General features: G+C 69.1%; 15 protein-coding genes. 10 read left to right on the forward strand and 5 right to left on the reverse strand.

Annotated features, from left to right (window positions below; all coding sequences use genetic code 11):
* Positions 1–51: 51 nt before the first annotated feature.
* From ABGB12_RS22045 to ABGB12_RS22075, 7 genes are all read left to right on the forward strand, one after another.
* Positions 52–3,546, forward strand: a complete 3,495-nt coding sequence (locus tag ABGB12_RS22045) for an indolepyruvate ferredoxin oxidoreductase family protein (RefSeq protein ID WP_347681478.1) — start codon at positions 52–54, stop codon at positions 3,544–3,546.
* 10 nt (positions 3,547–3,556) lie between these two features.
* Positions 3,557–4,465, forward strand: a complete 909-nt coding sequence (locus tag ABGB12_RS22050) for an NADP-dependent oxidoreductase (RefSeq protein ID WP_347680846.1) — start codon at positions 3,557–3,559, stop codon at positions 4,463–4,465.
* 37 nt (positions 4,466–4,502) lie between these two features.
* The gene (locus ABGB12_RS22055) at positions 4,503–5,414 is read left to right on the forward strand and encodes a hypothetical protein (RefSeq protein ID WP_347680848.1); all 912 of its coding nucleotides are present in this window, start codon (positions 4,503–4,505) and stop codon (positions 5,412–5,414) included.
* Between the two features lie 93 nt (positions 5,415–5,507).
* Complete coding sequence (locus ABGB12_RS22060) at positions 5,508–9,014, forward strand: hypothetical protein (RefSeq protein ID WP_347680850.1); 3,507 nt, start codon at positions 5,508–5,510, stop codon at positions 9,012–9,014.
* A complete protein-coding gene (locus tag ABGB12_RS22065) occupies positions 9,011–10,051 on the forward strand; it encodes a hypothetical protein (RefSeq protein ID WP_347680852.1) in 1,041 nt (346 codons plus the stop codon). Before ABGB12_RS22060 ends, ABGB12_RS22065 begins: the two co-directional genes overlap by 4 nt.
* A gap of 170 nt (positions 10,052–10,221) precedes the next feature.
* A complete protein-coding gene (locus tag ABGB12_RS22070) occupies positions 10,222–11,199 on the forward strand; it encodes a glycoside hydrolase family 64 protein (RefSeq protein WP_347680854.1) in 978 nt (325 codons plus the stop codon).
* 175 nt (positions 11,200–11,374) lie between these two features.
* Positions 11,375–11,575: a hypothetical protein gene (locus ABGB12_RS22075; RefSeq protein ID WP_347680856.1), complete on the forward strand. Its 201-nt coding sequence runs from the start codon at positions 11,375–11,377 to the stop codon at positions 11,573–11,575.
* Between the two features lie 24 nt (positions 11,576–11,599).
* Here ABGB12_RS22075 and ABGB12_RS22080 read toward each other — a convergent pair whose 3' ends face one another.
* Positions 11,600–12,277, reverse strand: a complete 678-nt coding sequence (locus ABGB12_RS22080; protein ID WP_347680858.1) for a macro domain-containing protein — start codon at positions 12,275–12,277, stop codon at positions 11,600–11,602.
* A 301-nt stretch (positions 12,278–12,578) separates the two neighbouring features.
* Between ABGB12_RS22080 and ABGB12_RS22085 the strand changes: the two genes are divergently transcribed.
* The gene (locus ABGB12_RS22085; RefSeq protein ID WP_347680859.1) at positions 12,579–14,195 is read left to right on the forward strand and encodes an ADP-ribosyltransferase domain-containing protein; all 1,617 of its coding nucleotides are present in this window, start codon (positions 12,579–12,581) and stop codon (positions 14,193–14,195) included.
* 9 nt (positions 14,196–14,204) lie between these two features.
* On the opposite strand, the gene ABGB12_RS22090 is transcribed toward ABGB12_RS22085, so the two are convergent.
* Positions 14,205–14,798 (reverse strand): TetR/AcrR family transcriptional regulator, encoded by a 594-nt coding sequence (locus tag ABGB12_RS22090; protein WP_347680861.1) that lies wholly within the window; start codon positions 14,796–14,798, stop codon positions 14,205–14,207.
* A 95-nt stretch (positions 14,799–14,893) separates the two neighbouring features.
* Between ABGB12_RS22090 and ABGB12_RS22095 the strand changes: the two genes are divergently transcribed.
* Complete coding sequence (locus ABGB12_RS22095; protein ID WP_347680863.1) at positions 14,894–15,715, forward strand: thioesterase family protein; 822 nt, start codon at positions 14,894–14,896, stop codon at positions 15,713–15,715.
* 58 nt (positions 15,716–15,773) lie between these two features.
* On the opposite strand, the gene ABGB12_RS22100 is transcribed toward ABGB12_RS22095, so the two are convergent.
* The 3 genes from ABGB12_RS22100 to ABGB12_RS22110 all read right to left on the reverse strand — a co-directional run bounded on the left by ABGB12_RS22100 (position 15,774) and on the right by ABGB12_RS22110 (position 19,430).
* Positions 15,774–16,469, reverse strand: a complete 696-nt coding sequence (locus tag ABGB12_RS22100; protein ID WP_347680865.1) for a histidine phosphatase family protein — start codon at positions 16,467–16,469, stop codon at positions 15,774–15,776.
* Positions 16,470–17,685: 1,216 nt separating this feature from the next.
* On the reverse strand, positions 17,686–19,002 hold the full coding sequence (locus ABGB12_RS22105; RefSeq protein ID WP_347681480.1) for a DEAD/DEAH box helicase: 1,317 nt from the start codon (positions 19,000–19,002) through the stop codon (positions 17,686–17,688).
* Between the two features lie 224 nt (positions 19,003–19,226).
* Positions 19,227–19,430 (reverse strand): cold-shock protein, encoded by a 204-nt coding sequence (locus ABGB12_RS22110; RefSeq protein ID WP_034275260.1) that lies wholly within the window; start codon positions 19,428–19,430, stop codon positions 19,227–19,229.
* A 272-nt stretch (positions 19,431–19,702) separates the two neighbouring features.
* Here ABGB12_RS22110 and ABGB12_RS22115 point away from each other — a divergent pair, with 272 nt between their 5' ends.
* On the forward strand, positions 19,703–20,479 hold the full coding sequence (locus ABGB12_RS22115) for a metalloregulator ArsR/SmtB family transcription factor (RefSeq protein ID WP_347680867.1): 777 nt from the start codon (positions 19,703–19,705) through the stop codon (positions 20,477–20,479).
* Positions 20,480–20,652 lie beyond the last annotated feature (173 nt).

Genomic DNA, 20,652 nt, shown 5'->3' on the forward strand with positions numbered 1-20,652 from the left:
AATCCACCTGGTCTGAGCATACTTGGAGCCCCGAAGAAGTCACTGCCGTCAATCCCCGTACGTTTCCCGCAGGAGGCCGCGACCGTGACCGCCGATCGTTCCGTACGTCTCGAAGACCGCTACGAACTACTCGACGGGGAGGTCCACCTTTCGGGACTGCAGGCCCTGGTACGGGTTCCCTTCGACCAGATGCGCATGGACCGCCGGAACGGGTTGAGGACGGCGGTCTTCGTCTCCGGTTACGAGGGCTCCCCGCTGGGCGGCTACGACCTGGAGCTGAACCGCCGGAAGAAACTGCTCGACGCGCACGACGTCGTGTTCAGGCCCGCGGTCAACGAGGAGCTCGCCGCGAACGCGGTGCAGGGCTCGCAGCTCGTCTCGACGATGGAGGGGCGGACCCACGACGGCGTCGTCGGCGTCTGGTACGGCAAGGCGCCCGGCCTCGACCGGGCCACCGACGCGCTGCGGCACGCCAACCTCGGCGGCGCGGCCCCGAACGGCGGTGTGCTCGCGCTGGTCGGCGACGACGTGATCGCGAAGTCCTCGACCGTGCCGAGCGGCTCGGAGACCGCCATGGCCGGGATCGGCCTGGCCGTGCTGGTCCCCTCCGATCCGCAGGACATCCTGGATCTGGGCCTGCACGGCATCGCGTTGTCCCGGTTCAGCGGGCTGTGGGCCGGCCTGAAACTGGCCACGAACGTCGTCGACGGCACGGGCACCACGACGGTCAGCAGCGGCCGGGTGGCCCCCGTCCACCCGGACAGGGAGATCGACGGGCGGCCGTTCGTCCACGGTGTCTCGGCGGACTTCCTCCAGCCGAACCTGGCCGCGCTCGAAAGCAGCCTCGTCACGTCACGGGTGGAGCTGGCCCGCAGATACGCGTACGCGAACGGCCTCAACAAGGTCGAGGGCGATCCCCAGGCGAAGGTGGGGATCATCGCCGCCGGAAGCACATACCTGGACGTGCACCAGGCCCTGACGGCTCTCGGCGTCTCCCGGGCGGATCTCGGCTCCTCGGGAATCCGCGTCCTGAAGCTGGGGATGATCCACCCGCTGGAGCCGCGGATCGTGGAGGAGTTCGCCGCGGGCCTCGAAGAGATCGTCGTCGTCGAGGAGAAGCGGCAGTTCATCGAGCTGGCGCTCAAGGACCTCCTCTACGGCAAACCAGGCGCCCCACTCATCTCCGGCAAACGCACTCCGGACGGCGAGCCTCTCCTCCGCGCCCATTCCGACCTTCCGCCACATCTCATCGCCGAGGCCCTGGCTCCCCGGCTGCTCGCGCGCCTCGGCCGCGGACGCGTCCGGGCGGAGAAGCCGACCCAGCGCACGCCGCCGCTGCTGCCGGTGATACCCCGGACCCCTTACTTCTGCTCCGGCTGCCCGCACAACCGCTCCACCGCCGTGCCCGAAGGCTCCCTGGTCGGAGCCGGGATCGGCTGCCACACCCTGGCCACGCTGATGCCGAGGGAACGGGTGGGCGACATCATCGGGCTCTGCCAGATGGGCGGTGAAGGCGCGGCCTGGATCGGGATGGCGCCCTTCCTCGGGCGCCGGCACCTCATCCAGAACATCGGGGACGGGACGTTCCACCACTCCGGCGGCCTCGCGATCCGCGCCTCCGTCGCGGCGGGCTCGAACATCACCTACAAGCTGCTCTACAACGACGCCGTCGCCATGACCGGCGGGCAGCCGGCGATCGGCCGGATGCCGGTGCCCCAGGTGGTCGGGGCGCTACTCGCGGAGGGCGTGTCCAAGGTGGTGATCACCACCGAGGATCCCGGGCGCTACAAGAAGGTACGCCTCCCCCGCGGCGTCGAGGTCCGCCACCGGGACCTCCTGCTGCGGACGCAGGAGGAGCTGGCGGCCGTCGAAGGCGTCACCGTGCTGATCCACGACCAGGAGTGCGCCACCGAGCTCCGCCGCAAGCGCAAGCGCGGGCGCGCCGCGGACCCCGAGCGGCGCGTCTTCATCAACGAGCGCGTGTGCGAGGGCTGCGGCGACTGCGGCACGAAGTCCAACTGCCTCTCGCTGCACCCCGTGGAGACCGAGTTCGGACGCAAGACCCGGATCCACCAGGCGTCGTGCAACAAGGACTTCTCGTGCCTGGACGGGGACTGCCCATCCTTCGTCACCGTCCGCCCCGGCAGGAGGACGGCCCGGGTCGCCGAGCCGTTCACCGGCCGGGACCTGCCCGAACCGGAGCTCAGGGTCGACCCCGCCGACTTCACCATGCGCATCACCGGCATCGGCGGGACGGGCGTGGTGACGACCGCGCAGATCATCTCCACCGCCGCGACGATGGCGGGCATGCACGTGCGCGGCCTGGACCAGCTGGGCCTGGCGCAGAAGGGCGGCGCGGTCGTCTCCGACATCAGGCTGTCGACCTCCCCGTTCGTCGGCGCCAACAAGGCGGGGCCGGGCGAGTGCGACCTCTACCTGGGCTGCGACATGCTGGTGGCCGGGAGCGAGGCGAACCTGGCCGTCACCTCGCCCGAGCGGACCATCGCGATCGTCTCCACGACGAAGGTCCCGACGGGGGCGATGGTGGCCGACACGAAGGTCGCCTTCCCGTCCGTGGACGAGCTCACCGAGGGCATCCGGGCTCTCACCCGCCGCGGGCTCGGCGCCTTCGCCGACGCCGGCGGCATCGTCCAGAGGCTGTTCGACGACGACCAGTACGCCAACGTCTTCCTGGTCGGCATGGCGGTGCAGGCCGGGGCGCTGCCGGTGCCCGCGGACAAGCTGGAGCAGGCGATCGGGCTCAACGGGGTGGCCGTCGAGCGCAATCTCGAGGCGTTCCGCCGGGGACGGCAGCTCATCGCCGACCCGGAGGGCCTCCAGGCGGCTCTTCCCGCACGTTCCGAGAGCCGTGCCGCGCCGAGCGCGCAGGTCGAGGCGATCGCGTCCTCGGTCAGGTCGGGCGGGGACACCGTGCTCGCCGGGCTCGTCTCCCGGAGGGTCGCCGAACTGGTCGCGTACCAGGACGCGAGGTACGCGGAGCGGTACGCCGAGATCCTGGAGCGGGTCCGGGCGCGGGAAGCCGAGTCCCTGGGCGGCTCCGGGCCCGTCTCCCATGCCGTGGCGAAGAACCTCTACAAGCTCATGGCGTACAAGGACGAGTACGAGGTCGCCAGGCTCTCGCTCGATCCGGCGTTCGAGCGGGCGGTGCGGGAGCGGTTCGGTGAAGGCGCCCGCTACTCCTACCGGCTCCATCCCCCCGTGCTGCGCGCCCTGGGCATGGACGGGAAGATCGGCTTCGGTCCGTGGTCCAGGCCCGCGCTGCGAGCCCTGCGCGGTATGCGGCGGCTGCGGGGGACGCGGCTGGACCCCTTCGGCCGCGCCCGGGTGCGGGTCGTGGAGCGCGCCCTCGTCGAGGAGTACGTCGAAGCGGTCACCACGGCCCTGCGGTCCCTGACCCCCGAGAACCGGGCACTCGTGACCGAGATAGCGGAACTACCCGACATGGTGCGGGGATACGAGGACCTGAAGCTGGCCAACGTCACCGCATATCGGGCCGAACTCGCGGCCCGCCTTCAGTCCCTGTGAGGAAGATCCCATGAAAGCAGCGCGGTACCACCGGTTCGGCGACCCGGAGGTCCTGTCCGTCGAGGAGATCGACCCGCCCCGGCCCGGCGAAGGCGAGGTCCTGGTCCGCGTCGCGGCGACCACCTTCAACCCCGTCGACTCCCATCTCCGCCAGGGAGCGCTGCAGGCCTTCTACCCCGTCGCCCTGCCGCACACGCCCGGCATAGACGTCTCCGGCACGGTCGCCGAACTCGGCGCCGGCGTCGAAGGACTCGCCGTCGGAGACGAGATCATCGCGTTCCTCCCCCTCGACAGGCCGGGCGCGTCCGCGGAGTACGCCGTCGTCCCGGCGGGCCTGTCGGCTCCCGCGCCCGGGACCGTCCCGCTCACCGACGCCGCCGCCCTTCCCTCCTCCGGGCTCACCGCGTTCCAGGTGCTGTTCGAGCACGGCGGGCTCCGGGCGGGGCAGCGGGTGCTCATCACCGCCGCGGGCGGCTCCGTGGGAGGCTTCGCGACCCGGCTCGCCGTCGCCGCGGGCGCCGTCGTGGTGGCCTCGGCGGGCCCGCACCACGCCGACCGCCTCCGGGACCACGGCGCCCACGAGATCGTCGGCCGCACCGACGGCCTCTCCCCGGACGCGCTCGAACCCGTCGACCTGGTCGTGAACCTCGCCCCCGTCCCCGCCCCGGAGCTGTCCGGATTCCTCCTCCCCGGAGGCACGCTGATCTCGGTGACGACCCCGGCCGCCGACGACCCGGCGCGCGGTATCCGCGGCACCCGCGTCAACGTCCGCCCCGACGGAGCACAACTGGCCCGCCTCGCCGCCGACCTCGACGCCGGACGCCTCTCCCTCCGCATCGGCGACCGGCTCCCCCTCACCCGTCTCGTCGAAGCCCACAGGGGCGAGACGCAGAGCAAGACCCTGATCATCCCCGAGTGAAGAACCTCGTGGTCTCCCCGACTAAGGCAGTGATGTCATGACCCCTTCGTTGTCCAGCCCGGATGCCGTGGTCCTCGGCACGAACACGATGGACGCCACCGCTGCGTTCCTGCAGAACCTCGGATTCGCCGAGGTCGACAGGACGGTGCTCACCGCGGACGCCTCGCAGGCGCTGTACGGGCTCACCGGCGAGGCCGAGCAGCGGACCTTCGCCGTGCGGGACGCGTCCGGCCAGGCCCTTCCCGGCCGGATCCGGGTGGTGCGGACCGACGAAGAGCCCCTGCCCTACGACGCGTACCGGACCGGCGGCCACGCGATCGACGTCTACTGCCTCGACCAGGAAGAAGGCTCCCGCCTGGCGAAAGAAGGCGGCGCGGACGTCGGCGAGACGACCGTCTTCAAGACCCCGTTCTTCACCCTGACCGGAACGTTCTGCATCATCCCGGGCGGCGGTCCGGTGGTCCTGCTGGGCGCCGAACGCCGGCTGCCCAGCGTCCTCGACAACGACCCGTCCCGGATCTTCTCCCAGGTGCACAGCCTGATCTGGGTCGTCCCCGAACTCGGCCCGTCCCTGGAGTTCTTCGCCGCCGCGGGCCTGCCGGAGGTCCGCCGCAACGTCTTCGACGCCGACCCGGCCGTGGCCGGCCTGATGGCCCTGCCCGAGCCGGTGCCGTTCTCGATGGCGCTGCTCGCGGACGAGCAGTCGACCCCGTCCCGTCTGGAACTGCTCGGCTTCGACTCCCCGGACGTGCCCCTCACCCCGGACCCGGGCCGCCCCCTGCGCCCCGGACAGCTCCTCCTGTCGTTCTCCGTCGACTCGGTCGACGACACCATGGCCCTCCTCGCCCGGCACGGCGCGTCCTTCGGCCCGGCCGCCACCGTCGGCGCCGCCCGGGCCGTCACCGCCCAGGCCCCCGGAGACATCTGGCTCGAACTGCGCTCCCGCTGACGCCGACCGCTCCGAGCGGAACCGGACGGCGTTGAAGATCTCTTGTCCCGGGTGCGGGGCTGGCCCGACCCCGCACCGGGGACACCCGACAGCGTGATGATCACGCTTGACGGCCACCGACCGGGCGTCCCCTTCACCACGGACGGTGAGCCGGCCGTCGTTCTCGACGTCGAGAGCCGTCTCATGCAGAACTACCGGGTCGCCGCCCCCGTGCACGCGGGCGCGGAATGCGCGGCCGTGCGGAACCGGGACGGCGAAGTCGAGTTCTTCACTCTGGGCGCCGACAACACCATCTGGCACTTCCGTCCCGACCCCTCCTCGGAGTCGGGCTACCGCCAGGTCTCCACCGGCGCGCAGGCGACGACCTTCGGCGCGGGCCTCGACTCCGAAGGCAGGATCACCCTCTTCGCCGGCGACCTCCTGGAACTCTCCTGCCTCACCGAGGACCCGGCGGACGGCACCTGGAGCGCTCCGGCGCGGATCGCCTACCCCGTCCCGCCCTCCGCGACGAGGATCGAGAAGATCGCGGTCGAGCGGATCGCCGGGCGGCTCTACGTCGGGATGATGGTCCGTTTCTCCGCGGCCTCCCGGAATTCGGGCGACCTCTTCCAGCTCGTGTACTCCGTCTGGGATCCGGCTCGGCCCGTGTTCCAGCGCGCCGTCAAGATGAACGTCGACAGTGTGAACTGCTGCTGGCTGGGAGAAAGCGCCGACGACGCCTTCTTCGCCTGCGTCGACGGCGTGATCGTCGGATTCGACGTCGCCTCGGCGGAGATACGGCGCATCCCCGTCCGGGCTCCCTTCGAGTCGTTCGGCGTCGCCGCCGCGCCCTCGACCTCCGCCGATCCGCGGATCTTCGCCGTCCTGGGCCCCGACCGGGGGATCCACGAGTTCGTCCCCGGCTCCTCGAAACAGCCCGGGACCTGGCGCCAGGTCGGCACGACCGGAGGCTTCCGGCAGGTGCTCACGGCGCTGGACGGCGACGGCGCCACCCACCTGTTCGGCGTCACCGGCGGCAACGGCCTCTTCCACTGGCGGCCGGACGGCACCTCACCCGCCGGTTTCACCCAGGGCACGCTCATCGCGTCCGGCATCGCGTCGGCCACGGCCCCCGAGGGGCGAGGCGACACCGTCGACCTCTCCGCCGTGGGCACCGCGCAGTCGACGCTCACCCACCTGTTCCTGGAGTCGGTCAGCACCAACTGGGTCCAGCGGAAGGTGGAGGTGTCCGATCAGGGACGGCTCGAAGAGTACGTGTCCTACTCCTCGGACGCGACCGTCTACGGAGAAGGGGGCGTGCTGCTGGTCAACACACCGGTCACGATCAGTGTCGCCGAGAGAAGCATTCTCCACGTGAACGGCGCCGTTCACTCGGTCGCTCCGGACCGCCCGCTCCACACGAGCACGAACGCCGCGGGCATGCTCTCCATAGCCCAGGAGACGGATTCTCTGGCGGCCCCGGCCATCGGCGTCAATGTTCAGGACCTGATGCCGGCCTCCCAGACCATCGTCTTGGAGCAGTCAGCGGGCGTCCGGCAGCGGCTCGCCCATGTCACGGGCGCCGAACTGCGCGATGCCAAGGACGCCGACGGCGCCTACCTCCTCGGGGAGGATTACCGGCGGCATCCCAAGACCGCCGACGCGCTGGCCGAGGCGCTCACGAGTTGCATGTCGCTGTCCGGCGGCGTCCTCCACCCGGTCGAACCGCTGCCCGGCCGGACGCGTTCCAACCGGGGGGTGGGTCTGCTTCGCGGCGGAACCGTCGGCGACACGCTGCGCCTCTCGCCGCCGCCGGAGTACAGGCCGTGGCGGCTGACCTTCGGCTCCGACGAGGTCTCCTTCGACCACCTCGACCGGACGCAGGCGGACGGCCTCCCCCACGAGGGCGCTGCGCCCCTGCCCGGCCTGCCCTCCTGGGTGGGCGACATCGGTGACTTCCTGAGCGGCGTGGTGAACGGGTTCATCCGTCTGGGAGAGATCACCGTCACCGTGGTCGGCGACGCGGTCCGTGCCACCGTGAAAGCCGCCATCGACGGCATCGAATACGGTTTCGACGCCGTCATCGACACCGTCGAAGCGGCTTTCGACCTGGCCCAGATGATCTTCGCCGGCGTGAAGGTGGGGTTCCAGAAACTCTTCGAGTGGCTGGGGTTCCTCTTCGGCTGGGACGACATCCTGCGCACCAAGAAGGCGATCGCCTACACGATCCGCCAGTTCCTCGGCTTCGCCGCCGGAGCGGTCCCGGGGATCCGGCGCATGGTGGACCAGGGAATCGCCGACCTCCAGCGCCAGACGGACCAGGTCATCGACGCGGCCATCGCACGGCTCGGAACGAACACGACCGTGGACGGCATCATCAAGTCCAACCGGCACGACGTGCCGACTTTCACCGAGGCGGCGGCCAACACCGTCGTGTTCAACGCCTTCATCGACAACGCGGCGGCGGCCGTCGCCCTTCCCGGACCGGCCTTCCCGCTCGACGACGGAAGCATCGACGACGTGCTGGCGCAGCTGACGCGGTTCGTGGACTCGACGAAAGACGATAAGGCGTTCGTCGACATCCAGAACTGGTTCGCCACTTTGGGCGCCGATCCGGCCCGGGCCCTCTCCGCGCTGCTCAGCACGCTGCTGCGACTCGCCGGGCAGCTGGCGAAGCTGCTCCTTTCCGGAGTGCAGGGTGTGGCCGACGCCCTGCTCGAACTGGCCCGGACCCTGCTGACCACCCTCCAGGACGTCCTCGACCAGCCCTGGGACATCCCTTTGGTCACGCCCTTGTACCGCCAGATCACCAAAGGTTCCGAGCCGTCCGCGCTCGACCTGGTCGCCCTGGTCATCGCCGTGCCCGGCACCGTCGGCTACAAACTGCTCCACGACGAGGCGCCCTTTGCGGACGACGCCGCCCTCGCCGAGTTCAAGGCGTGTTTCACCAGCAGAACCCTGATCCAGGCGAGCGGTCTGGGAGATCCGGCCGAAACACGGACCGGCACCCCTTCCGCCGCTCCGCCGCTCCTACCGGAGCCCTACCAGGCACTCATGAAGGTCTGCGGCGCCTTCGCCCAGGTGTTCTGGGGAACCGTCTCCGCCGTGGTCGACTCCGTGGCCGACGAGAAAGACCTCGAAAACCCGCTGCGGCTGCACCTCATGATCGTCGCCATAGAGGTCTCCTGGCAGGCCATGTCCTGCCCCTGGTTCTTCACGGACGCCGTTCCCGACTGCTCCACCCCTGACGGCAGAAGCAGCAGTGCCTGGTGCTTCGGCTGGATCGGCGTCTTTCTCGACACGGTGTTCGTCCTCGCGTGGAAGAAGATCCCGGAGAACCAGTCTGATGCCGGGGTCCTCATCGCGTTCTACTACGCGGCCTGTCACCTCATGGTCAACATGGTCGGGAGCGTCGGCTACGAGGCCTCCGCCTACGCGGCGAACCTCTTCCCGGTCATCCCGGAACTGAGCAAGATCCTGCGGCTGAAAGGAATCATCGTGGATACCGGCGAAACGTCCCTCGCGGTACTCGCGCTCATCGACGTGCTGTGCAGCGTCGTCGGCGCGGGCATCACGTTCTCTTCACTCGCCTCCTCCCGAGAAACGGCGGTGAGGTCGTGAACCCGCCGTTTCCCGGGCTCTACATGCGCCCCAACCGCCATTCCCGGGGGACCGTGCCCGCGGGCAAGCCCTATTGCGTCTGCCCGGACATCTGGCCGTCCGGCACCCGCCCGATCCCGGACTACCTCAAGACGCTGGCCGAAGCGGACGGCCACCACGGATACAAGCAGGAATCCCGCGACGACATCGCCCTGCACCGGGACAACTACATCTACGTCCGCGCCAAGAACGGTGCTTCCACGACCCAGAACAAGTTCGCGAAGCTCTACTACGCGACGAACGGAATCATCCAATGGCCGTCGATGTGGCAGAACAATGTTCTCCACACGGACGAAGGCAGCCCGCAGGCCGATCTCGGCGCGGTCCCCCCTGGAGCCGTGGGCGTCGCCGAACGCCCCTTCGTCTGGCACGACGTGCCCGCCCCCTCGTCAGGCCGGCACTACTGCCTGATCGCCCAGATCGACGACAGCACCGACAGCAATCCCTTCCCCGAGGTCACCTCGCCGCTGGACCTCGCCCGGCTCGTCCAGAGAGACCTCGGCTGGGGCTGGCGCAACGTGCGCACCGTCAAGTCCTCCACCGCGACCTGGCAGCAGACGGTGCCGCTCGACATCGCCCAGAACGTCGACACGGAGCACTGCTACAACGTCTACGTCAGGCCGGTGGGCTATGAGGGCTGGTCGGTGAGCTTCTCCTGCAGCCAGGTGGACGACAGGGGCCGCCAGATCCAGCTCCCGCAGACCCGGATCGAGAAGAGCGGCGAGCCTCTGGGGGTCGAGGCCTGGCTGGCCCCCGGCTTCACCTCCATGCTCACGGTGTACATGTACAACACCAAGCACAAGCGCCCGGTCTCCGGAGCTCATGTGGAGGTGGGCGCCGCCCTCGTTCCCCGGCCCGGTGCCGAACTGGACGCCGCGATCAGCGCAGGCGTCATCGACTGGGACCTCTCCCGGCGGCTGAGCGCGCACGGACCGACGAGGACCGGGACCGAGCCGTCTCCGTTGGCCCCGCTCGGGTCGTACACCCTGGGGTCCTGAACACCTGAAGGACCCGAGCCGGGCGGTGAACCCGGGTCAGCGGATCCGGATGTTTCGGAAGCGGTTCCGCATTCCAGTAAGGTCGAAGCATCCCCGGTGCCGTGTCGTTGATCGCCCCCTGGTGAGGGCGTCCGCGGCCCCGTCAGGTTCGGCGACCTCCAGGAGTCCCTATGCGCACCGGCAGCGTCGCCGGGAAGCGATTCGTCCTTCTCTCCCTGTTCGCGGCCGTCGTGGTCGCCATCGCGGCAGTGCTGATCGTGGTGTTCTCCTCATCCGACTCCCCCACCGGTCCCGAGCGGGGCGCGTCGGATCCGGCACGGGCGGCGTCGGGGGACTTCTGGGGTGACACGTCCGGGATTCCCGCCGCCCAGAACGTCCTGGTCGTCAAGATCCTCAACCGCACCAACGGCAAGTACCCCGACGACCAGGTCTTCTGGAGCTACAACGGACAGGTCCACTCGATCGCCGAGCAGCCGTACTTCGACATGCCCGCCAACACCTCGGGCCGCATGTACTTCCACCTCGGCTCCCCCGACAGCCCGTACAACGACTTCATCGAGTTCACCGTCGGGCCCGACGTCTTCAACGGCAACACCACCCGCGTCGACGCCTTCGGCCTGAAGCTCGCCATGCGCCTGCGCTCCCACGACGGCTACGACGCCCAGGTCGGCGAGGACCAGCAGACGTTCGCCGAGTCCCGCGAGGCGACGTTCCAGCGGTTCGTCGACGAGGTGCCCGACCCGTTCAAGCAGCTCGCCCGGGTCGAGGCCCCGTACCGGATCCCCGCCCCCCGCACCGCCGCGATCTTCCAGCCCGGCGGCGCGAACGAGAACTACTTCTCGGCCTACGCCGCCCGGCACGGCGTCAACGCCACCACCTCGCAGATCTTCGGCTGCTCCGGACCGCTCGCCGAGGCCGCCGCCCGATGCGCCGCCCTGAACCGCCACATCGCGGGCAACCCGGAATCGACCTGGCTCGACCCGTCGACCTTCTACCCCGGCGGCCCCGCGAACTACTACGCGAAGTTCTGGCACGACCACGCCATCGGCAAGCTCTCCTACGGCTTCCCCTATGACGATCACGCCAACCAGTCCTCGTTCATCTCCCACGGCGACCCCCAATGGCTCCTGGTCGCCGTCGGCTGGTGACCGTAGGGGAATTCATCCCAAAAGATGGATTTTTACTGAAACCCGCTGGCCACGGGGCGTGGTACCAGTGGGAAGAGCACCGAAGATTGCGCATGCACGCTCCGACCACGTCCAGGTGCGCCCAGGCAGGCGGCCCGGTATGCGCACAGGCCTGACCCACGGAAGGGGGCCGGACATGGACGAAGGACGGCGCGAGGAATCCGGGCACGTCGAGCGGGGAGCGAGCGAGGAGGCGTCCGACGCGCCCATGACGCCGACCGAGAAGAGGACCTCACGGAGGTCGGCATCGTCGACTCCGGGCACCGCGGAGAACGAGAAGGAACAGCAGCGAGGGCGTCACGACCCCTCGGACTTCAGCCCTGACGACTTCGAATAGCCGGATTCACCACCGAAGGTGCCGTCAGCCGCGGGAGCCGGGCCGTTCGGGCGGATCTATCCGCACCCGCTCCTCTTCCGAGACGTTCTCCATGTCGTCGAGCTGCGCGCAGATCGTCCTCCGCAGATCGTCGTAGTCCCGGAAGCGGTAGTCGTTGAACAGGGTGTAGCCGGCCCACATCAGGTTGGCGCACACCCGCGCCGGCACCCGGCCCGTCGCCGCGCCCATGCCGACCAGCGCCACCGACTCGATGCCGCCCGCCGACTCCTCGTTCCGCATGTGGACGGCCTGGAACGCCGCGGCGCACGCCAGGGCCACGTTCAGCGTCTCGCTCACGTTCTGCGCCGACTGCACCATCGTGGGCGTCGAGATCAGGAATTTCGGGTTGGCCGCCCCGGACGGCACGCACACGGCGCTTCCCACCGGCAGCCTCCCCCCGAACCGATCGCGGATCGCCCGTTGGACGCGCAGCTGGATCCCCGCCCCGAGATGCCGCTTGATGACCGCGTCGACCCCGCCGTCCATCCGCCCGCGGGAGTTGGTCGGGGTGACCCAGGCGTCGACGTGCTGGTCGAGGATCGACCCCTGGCGGATCTCGACCTCGGGGGTGTCGGCGAACGCCGCCCGCCAAGCCTCGACGACCTCCGTGTCGACGTCCGTCAGCACCACTCTGAGCGGCGGTCTCACACGATCGACGGTCATGGTTCACTCCGGTCTCGAGGAGGGTCCTTCCAACGCCCGAGAAGATACCGAGCCCCACTGACAAAACGCTCGCCGTCCGAAGGCGCATCTCTGCGATTGCGAACGCACCGGCCCGGTGTTAATCTGCCGCGAGTCTTCCGCAGGCCTTGAGAGCCGACGCCCGCGACAAGAAATCCCACCCACTCCGACGGGTGGGTTTTTTGGTTCTTCGTCGTTGCGTCCAAGGCCTTCGCGCGAACAATTCCCCGCCTCGATCACCCGTGCCGCGACCGGCGCGGTTCGACCTTCCCGGGAGCCCATGATGAGGGACGCCGACGCCCCCGCCCAGCCCGACCCGAACGACCCGCTGGCTCTGGCCGGGCTCTTCCAGGGCGGAGGCGAGCCGTGGCTGCCTCTTCTGCGGCCGGTCATCGAGGCGCAGCCGGCCGCGGCCGCGTTCATCGGCCCGAGCCGCAGTCCGGAGGTCGTTCCCGTCCGGGAGCTGACCTTCCAGGCGCTCAAGCCCAATCCTCCGCACAAATGGAAGGTCGTGGTCTTCGGACAGAACCCGTATCCGAGGCCCGAGAGCGCCACCGGAATCGCCATGTTCGACAACACCTTCCACGACTGGAAAGACAGTCAGTTCGGCAAAGTCGTCAGCATCCGCTGCATCATCAAGGCCGCAGCGATGTGGAAGCACGGAATACCCAAGAAGACACCGATCGCCGATATTCGCGCGCTTTTGAAGAAGCACGACACCGTGCAGCCGCCGGAATGGTTCCAGGCGATGCTCACCCAGGGTGTGCTGCTCCTGAACGCGGCGCTCACCGCCAGCGGCGACGGGGCGATGGCCACCGACCGGCACACCGCGTTCTGGCGGCCGGTCGTCGAGAAGATCGTCGAGGAGATCCTGAAGGCCAAGCAGCACGCCGACGAGGACGACCGGGGGGTGGTGTTCGCGTGGTGGGGGGTCCACGCCCGCGGCCTGAAAAAGGTGGTGCTCCGGCTCCAGGAGAAATACCCCGAGGTCGACGTCCGCCATATCGACCACCCCAATCCCGCGGCGCAGGGCGACGTCTTCTGCGAGGGGGACCATTTCGGCGCGGTGAACGAGGCACTCAGATCACTCGGAGCCGACGAGATCGACTGGCTGCCCGGCAAGGGGTGGAACGAACTCCCGGGGCGAGACGGCGGGACGGGCCGGGACACGGCCGACCGCATGGGCGCGTTCATCGCCTCCACGATGGAGCTGCACCAGCTCTACCTCGAACGGCTCGCCGGCGTCAAAGACGAGGGCCTGGTACTTCCCGCGATCACCGGCGTGTTCGACACCCCTCTCATGGACTTCCGCGAGGCCGTCGCCCCGGTGGCCGGGTTGCTGTCGGGCCTCGACCGGCACGTGGCCCGGTCGCACGAGTTCGGCAGGAGGAGGGCGGACGACGCGGCCGGCGGCCCGTCCGCCGACGAGATCGCGGCTCTCCACCTCTACACCTGCGAATCGGCGTTCTACCGGCGGATCAACGCCACCCTGCGCGACCCGGACCGCACCCGGATCGTCCCGTACCTCCCGTACCTACGGCTCCTGTTCTCGGTCGTGTCGAGGCTCCCGGCCCGCAAGCAGCCGCTGTGGCGCGGGGTGTCGCTGGACCTGCGGGCGCAGTACCCGCTCGGCCGGACCGTGACGTGGTGGGGCGTGTCCTCGTGCACGTCGAAACTCAGCGTGGCCCAGGCGTTCCTCGGCCGCCGCGGCAGGCGGACGCTGTTCGAGGTGACCCCCGAGCGGGCGGTGGGCATCCGCGGTTTCTCCGCGTTCACCGACGAGGAGGAGTTCATCCTCCCGCCCGGCACGCAGCTCAAGGTGACCGAAGTGAAAGCCGAGCGCGGCGGCCTGTGCACCGTGAAGCTGACCGAACTGGCCGAGCAGCCCCTGGTGGCGTGAACTCCGCGTCTAGGCTTCGGCGTCCGGGCTTTCGGTCACCGAGCGGCACAGCAGGCTCAGTTCGTCGACCACCGCGTCGAGGGGAGCCGAGGTGCGCCTGGCCTGGGCGACGACGAGCGCGCCTTCGAGCGCGCCGACGGCGAGCATCGCCACGGAGCTCGCCCGCCGCCGCTCGGCTCCGTCCGCGACGAGTTTGTCGGCGATCAGGTCGCACCAGGTCTCGAACGCCGTCCCGGCGACGTCGCGGGCGGCCCGTTCGGTGCCCAGGGCCGCCGCGACGATCGGGCAGCCGACGGCGTAGTCGCCGGCCTCGAGGCCGCGGCGCCACAGGTCGACCAGCTCACGCAGCGCGCCCGGCGTGTCCGACGCGTCGAGGATCCGGGCCATCCCGGCGCCGAGGTGCTCAGCGGCACTGCGGGTGGCCTCCTCCATGAGCTGGGATCTGCCTTCCGGGAAGTGGTGGTAGACCGAGCCGCGCGGCGCGCCGCTGTCGGCCAGCACGTCCGCGAACGAGGTGGCGGCGACGCCCTGCCTGCGGATCAGCGCGATCGCGCTGCGGATCATCGCCGCCCGAGGCCCGTCGGGGTCCTTTCGTCTCGCCATGGCGCCTGCTCTCCGTCCGCCGTCGATTCCTATGTAGGATGTCATACATACATGTGATGTGCGCCGGAACATCCTTCATGCTCCGAGGAGACAGCGTGACCGAGATCGACGCCCTGCAGCACCCGTTCGACGCGGCCGTCGAACTCACTCCCGCCACCGACGGCCGTTTGCTGGGACGGACCCGGCCGGAGTACGCGAACATGGTCGGCCCCTTCGGCGGCGTCACCGCCGCCACCCTCCTCCAGGCCGTGTTGCGGCACCCCGACCGGCTCGGCGACCCGATCTCCCTCACCGTGAACTACGCCGGCCCCATCGCCGACGGCGACTTCGACATCACCGCGCGGGCCGTACGCACCAACCGCGCCACCCAGCACTGGATGCTCGAACTGTCGCAGGACGGCGTCGTCACGACCACCGCCACCGCGGTGTTCGGCATCCGCCGCGACACGTGGTCGGACACCGAACTCGACATGCCCTCGGTACCGTCGCCGGAGACCGTTCCCGCGCAGTCGCTCCCGGACTTCATCGCATGGGCCCACAACTACGAGATGCGGTTCGTCGAGGGCGCCATCCCGGAAGAGGGCGCCGGAGAGCATCCCGACTCGACCGCGACCCTGTGGATGCGCGAGGCCCCGGCCCGCCCCCTCGACTTCCCGAGGCTCACGGCGCTGTGCGACCTGTTCTACCCGCGGGTGTTCCTGCGGCACGGCCGGTACATGGCGGCCGGCACCGTCTCCCTCACCGTGTACTTCCACGCCGACGCCCACGAGATCGCCGCCCAGCACGACGACTACGTCCTGGGCACCGCGCGCACCAGCCGCTTCTCACGCGGCTACTTCGACCAGACCGCCCGGCTGTGGAGCCGCGACGGCACCCTGCTGGCCTCCAGCCACCAACTGGTCTACTTCAAAAACTGACCGTCCGGCTTCCTCCGCAGGACGAAGGCGGAGCCCTGTTTTTCGATGGCTCCGCCTTTCAGTCCAGAGCCGTGGGAGAAGCCGTTTCCAAGGTGACGGACTCCTCCGCCAAATGCGTCGTCCCACCACCGACGACGCGGAAACCGTACGGTCCGCTCGGGCGCCACAGTTCGGTGACGGCGCAGTTGGGGATGTCGCACGAGCCGTTGAACCGGCGGAAGGCACGCATCGCCGTGACGTCGGGGTCGGTGACCCCGGTGAACAGCGACCAGATCACGGCCTTCATGAAGAGTCCGTGTGTGAACACCGCGACCAGGCCGTCTTCAGGCCGCTCGGCGAGCCGCTCCAGGAAAGCGTGGGCACGGGTGATGAGCGCCTTGAAGGACTCGCCGTCGCCGCCATTGACGTACGCGGGGTCATTACGTTCCCAGTAAGCCTCGGAGAAGGGCCGCCGCTGCTCCGCCGTGGTCTGCGGCCCGTGCAGCTCTCCCAGGAAGGTGAACTCCTCGACAGGCCACTCCTCATACGGCGCCTCGGGAAACCTCTCGACGGTCGCCTCGGCGGTCTGCCTCGCGCGGAGGAACGGCGAGCTGACGATGAGGTCGGGTGATGCGGTGAAGGTCGCGGCCATCCGCGCCGCCTGATTCCATCCGAGCTCCGTGAGCGGGGCCGCACCCGGTCCGTTCGTCGGCAGTCCCGCGTTCGATTCGCTCTTCCCGTGCCGGATCAGCCACGCCCGCCGCACCTTGGTCATGCCGACAGGCTGACACGCAGGCGCGACGTCATGGAAGGCCCTGCGAGAAAGGAAAGCCGGCGAAATGGTGACGATCGAGTACTACCAGCGCCTCGTCGCAGACGGAAACTCACCTACTTCGATCTCTTCATACTTCGAACTGCTCACGACCAGGAGTTCCGCGACCTGATGGCGCAGGGCAGCGTGCTGGCCGAGCACTACCGCTTCGACATGCTCGCCGTCGACGACGGGCATCCAGCGATGGCTCGGCGAGTACAAGCGGGTACGCACGACCGTGGGTGTTCAGCCGGGTCACAGCACACTCAGGGCGGAATCAGCAGGATTCCCCACTGTCTTCACACTTGACCGAATCGCCTGGATCCACTGGCGCGGCAGGCCCCGCGGTGACTCGGCGGCAGGCGGGCGACAGGGCTTCCGCCACCGCATGACCCGGCCGTCAAACGATTATGAATATCACTTTTGGTGCCTTTGGCACCCCCGGAGAGCGTCCGACTTCCCGAGGATTTACCTATTCAAGGAATATCTGGCGGAGCCGCCGATTTCTTTGGACAAAAAGGATCGCCTCCGACCCGTTTTGACCCGCCATAGAACGACCACGATATCTTCCAATACCCAATAGCAGACGGAAGCCGTTTAGTCTCGATACCCAACGGAAGGCAGAAGCCGTTCAGCCGTATCTTCACCCTGGAGGTAGAGATGATCAGGAAAACGCTCGGCGTCGCGGTTCTCGGTGTGGCTCTGCTCGGCGCCCCTGCGATGGCGACCTCAGCGGAGGCCGGCACCACCACCACCGCGGGCGTCACCACGGCGGCCCACCCCCGAGACTGCCGGTGGGACCACGGCCGGTGGGACTGCGACCGGTGGAAGCACCACCACAGGTGGTACGACCGCCACCACCACAGGTGGTACGACCGAGGCCACTACCGCGGATGGGACCGAGGCCACCACCGTGGGTGGGACCGGGGCGACCACCGTGGGTGGGACCGGGGCGACCACCGTGGGTGGGACCGAGGCGACCACCGTGGGTGGGACCGAGGCGACCACCGCAGGTGATGAACCCGGGTCTCGCCAAGGGGACCGTCGACCGGAAGGTGACGGTGTCATGACGAACCACAGCAGCGAAGAACGGCAGAAAAGCGTGTGAAGCCTCTGGTGGGGTGCGGTGGAGGTCAGAGACCGCCCACCCCGCCAGAGGCTTCTTCACGCTTCAGGACGACTAGGCCGTACGCTGCGGGCGGCCGTGACCGACGCGGCGGGGCCTGCCGGAGCGGCGGCGGCCGCCCTGGGCCGCCGCACGGCGCGGGGCGGGCTCGGCCGGAGGAGCGATGACCACCGGCACGCCGGAGGGCGCCTGGGCGCCGGTGATGCGGGTGAGGAGATCCTCTCCCGCGGCGACGCGGGCTTCGTGGGGGGTGATGCCGGCGGTGCGCATCATCCGGTCCATCTCGCGGCGCTGGTCGGCCAGGACCAGGGTGACGACCGTGCCGGACTCGCCGGCGCGGGCCGTACGGCCGCCGCGGTGCAGGTAGTCCTTGTGGTCGGTCGGCGGGTCGATGTTGACGACCATGTCGAGGCCGTCGATGTGGATGCCGCGGGCCGCCACGTTGGTGGCGACCAGCACGTTGACCTCGCCTGTGCGGAACTGCTCCAGGGTCCGGTTGCGCTGCGGCTGGGACTTGCCGCCGTGCAGGGCCGCGGCGCGGACGCCGCTGGACAGCAGCTTCTTGGTGAGGCGGTCGGCGGCGTGCTTCATACCGACGAACATGATGGTGCGGCCGTCACGGGCGGCGATGTGGACGGTGGTGTCCAGCTTGCCGGCGTCCGAGACGTGCAGCAGGTGGTGTTCCATCGTGGTGACCGCGCCGGCCGACGGGTCGACGGAGTGGGTGACCGGGTCCTTGAGGAACTGCCGGACCAGCCGGTCGACGTTGCGGTCGAGGGTGGCCGAGAACAACATCCGCTGCCCGCCCGGCTCGACCTGGTCGAGCAGCCGGGTCACCTGGGGCAGGAAGCCCATGTCGGCCATCTGGTCGGCCTCGTCCAGCACCGTGACGCCGACCCGGTCGAGCCGTACGGCGCCGCGGTCGATGAGGTCGGCGAGCCTGCCGGGAGTCGCGATGACGACCTCGCAGCCCCGGTTGATCGAGGAGGCCTGCCTGCCGATGGACATTCCGCCGACGACGGTGGTGAGGCGGACCCGTACGGCGTCGGCGTACGGGGTGAGCGCGTCGGTGACCTGCTGGGCGAGTTCGCGGGTCGGCACCAGCACCAGAGCCAGCGGCTTGCCGGGTTCAGCACGCTTTCCGGCGATCTGAGAGAGCACGGCGAGCCCGAAGGCGAGCGTCTTGCCGGAGCCGGTACGGCCCCGGCCGAGCACGTCGCGGCCCGCGAGCGCGTTGGGCAGCGTCGCGGCCTGGATCGGGAACGGCGCGGTCAGGCCCTGGGCCGCGAGGGTGGCCAGCAGCGGGGCCGGCATGTCCATCGCGGCGAACTCCTCGACCGGCGGAAGCGCGGGCACGGTGTTGACCGGCATCGCGAACTCGCCGTGCGGGGCGACGGTCTGTGTCTTGCGGGTGTTGCGGGTGTTGCTGTTCGAACGGTACGGCCTGCGCTGGGGTGCACGGGTCATCGGATCGACCTTCCTCGAAGCGGCACGTATCGAGGAGAGCGAATCCAAGTACGAACCAGATGTGGAGCAGACAGCCCACGGGGGCTCGAAATCATCAAGAGTTCGAGCCCCCGTGAGAGGTGAAGCCGTCAGGCGGGAACGATGTTCTCGGCCTGCGGGCCCTTCTGGCCCTGGGTGACGTCGAAGGAGACCTTCTGGCCCTCCTGCAGCTCACGGAAGCCCTGGGCCGCGATGTTCGAGTAGTGGGCGAAGACGTCGGCGCCGCCGCCGTCCTGCTCGATGAAGCCGAAGCCCTTTTCCGCGTTGAACCACTTCACGGTGCCGGTTGCCATGTTGGAAATCTCCTCTGGAGGCATGCGCGGAGCCCGCACCTTGCGAGCTCCCAAGCTGCCGAAATGACCCCGTCAGGAAGAACCTGTCAAACAAAAAATGCGCCACCGCTAGCCAGATGCCTGCGGGGCGCATAAAAAAGTTTATGGGAACCACAACTACAACTAGCGATGACTCTAGCACCTGCCCTCACCGAAGGCAAACGGAGCGGCCGAGGGCCGGCCCCCGCGCACCGCGCTTGATATGCAAGCATTTTCTTGCCTATAGTGAAGGCATGCCCGACGGCGACGACATGGCCAAGGTCTTCAAGGCACTGGCCGACACGACCAGGCGACGGCTGCTCGACCGGCTGCGCGCCGACAACGGCCAGACCCTGGGCGCGCTCTGCCGCGATCTCGGCATGACCCGCCAGGGGATCACCCAGCACCTCGCCCTGCTCGAGTCGGCCGGCCTCATCGCCACGGTCCGGCACGGCAGGGAGAAGCTGCACTACCTGAACCCGGTGCCGCTGCACGAGATCCACCGGCGCTGGATCGCGAAGTTCGAACTGCCGGACCTCGACGCCCTGGCCACCCTCAAAGACGACCTCGAACGGGAGAACAGACCAATGGACAAGCCGCGCCTGCTCTACGTCACCTACATCGCCACCACGCCGGAGCTCCTGTGGACGGCGCTCACCGACCCGGAGGTCACCGCGCGATACTGGGAGCACCGCAACGTCTCCGGCTGGGCCAAGGGCGACCGGTGGGAGCACGTACGGCTCACCGACGGCGGCGTCGACGTCGTCGGCACCATCCTGGAGATCGACCCGCCGCGCCGGCTGTCCCACGACTGGGCGAGCCCCGCCGACGCCGACGTCCCCGCCCGCCACTCGCGCGTGACCTTCGACCTGGAGCCCGTCGGCGACGCCGTGCGCCTCACCGTCACCCACGAGGACCTGCCGGCCGACCAGTACGAGGGCACCGCCCAAGGTTGGGCGAAGGTCCTCTCCAGCCTGAAGTCCCTGCTGGAGACGGGGCAGCCCCTCCCGTTCTCGGTGCTGTGCTCCTGACGGGAGTCCCGGCCGCGATCCCACCGTCGACCAATTACGGATGTCGCTTTTAATGTCTCTTGCTGCGCTGGAAGCCTTCCAGTTTCCAGAGGATTTGCTTCCACCAAGGGACATACGGAAGACCGGCTAGCATTTTGGCCAAAATGGTACCCTTCGGCACATTTTGACCAATC

This window comes from Actinocorallia sp. B10E7 (assembly GCF_039871655.1).
Classification (GTDB): domain Bacteria; phylum Actinomycetota; class Actinomycetes; order Streptosporangiales; family Streptosporangiaceae; genus Actinocorallia.

Bases quoted from the DNA above. Each gene is read 5' to 3' on its own strand.
- ABGB12_RS22090 (WP_347680861.1), bottom strand. From the start codon at position 14,798: ATGGCGAGACGAAAGGACCCCGACGGGCCTCGGGCGGCGATGATCCGC.
- ABGB12_RS22110 (WP_034275260.1), bottom strand. From the start codon at position 19,430: ATGGCAACCGGCACCGTGAAGTGGTTCAACGCGGAAAAGGGCTTCGGC.
- ABGB12_RS22080 (WP_347680858.1), bottom strand. From the start codon at position 12,277: ATGACCGTCGATCGTGTGAGACCGCCGCTCAGAGTGGTGCTGACGGAC.
- ABGB12_RS22100 (WP_347680865.1), bottom strand. From the start codon at position 16,469: ATGACCAAGGTGCGGCGGGCGTGGCTGATCCGGCACGGGAAGAGCGAA.
- ABGB12_RS22115 (WP_347680867.1), top strand. From the start codon at position 19,703: ATGCCCGACGGCGACGACATGGCCAAGGTCTTCAAGGCACTGGCCGAC.
- ABGB12_RS22075 (WP_347680856.1), top strand. From the start codon at position 11,375: ATGGACGAAGGACGGCGCGAGGAATCCGGGCACGTCGAGCGGGGAGCG.
- ABGB12_RS22070 (WP_347680854.1), top strand. From the start codon at position 10,222: ATGCGCACCGGCAGCGTCGCCGGGAAGCGATTCGTCCTTCTCTCCCTG.
- ABGB12_RS22085 (WP_347680859.1), top strand. From the start codon at position 12,579: ATGAGGGACGCCGACGCCCCCGCCCAGCCCGACCCGAACGACCCGCTG.
- ABGB12_RS22050 (WP_347680846.1), top strand. From the start codon at position 3,557: ATGAAAGCAGCGCGGTACCACCGGTTCGGCGACCCGGAGGTCCTGTCC.
- ABGB12_RS22055 (WP_347680848.1), top strand. From the start codon at position 4,503: ATGACCCCTTCGTTGTCCAGCCCGGATGCCGTGGTCCTCGGCACGAAC.
- ABGB12_RS22105 (WP_347681480.1), bottom strand. From the start codon at position 19,002: ATGCCGGTCAACACCGTGCCCGCGCTTCCGCCGGTCGAGGAGTTCGCC.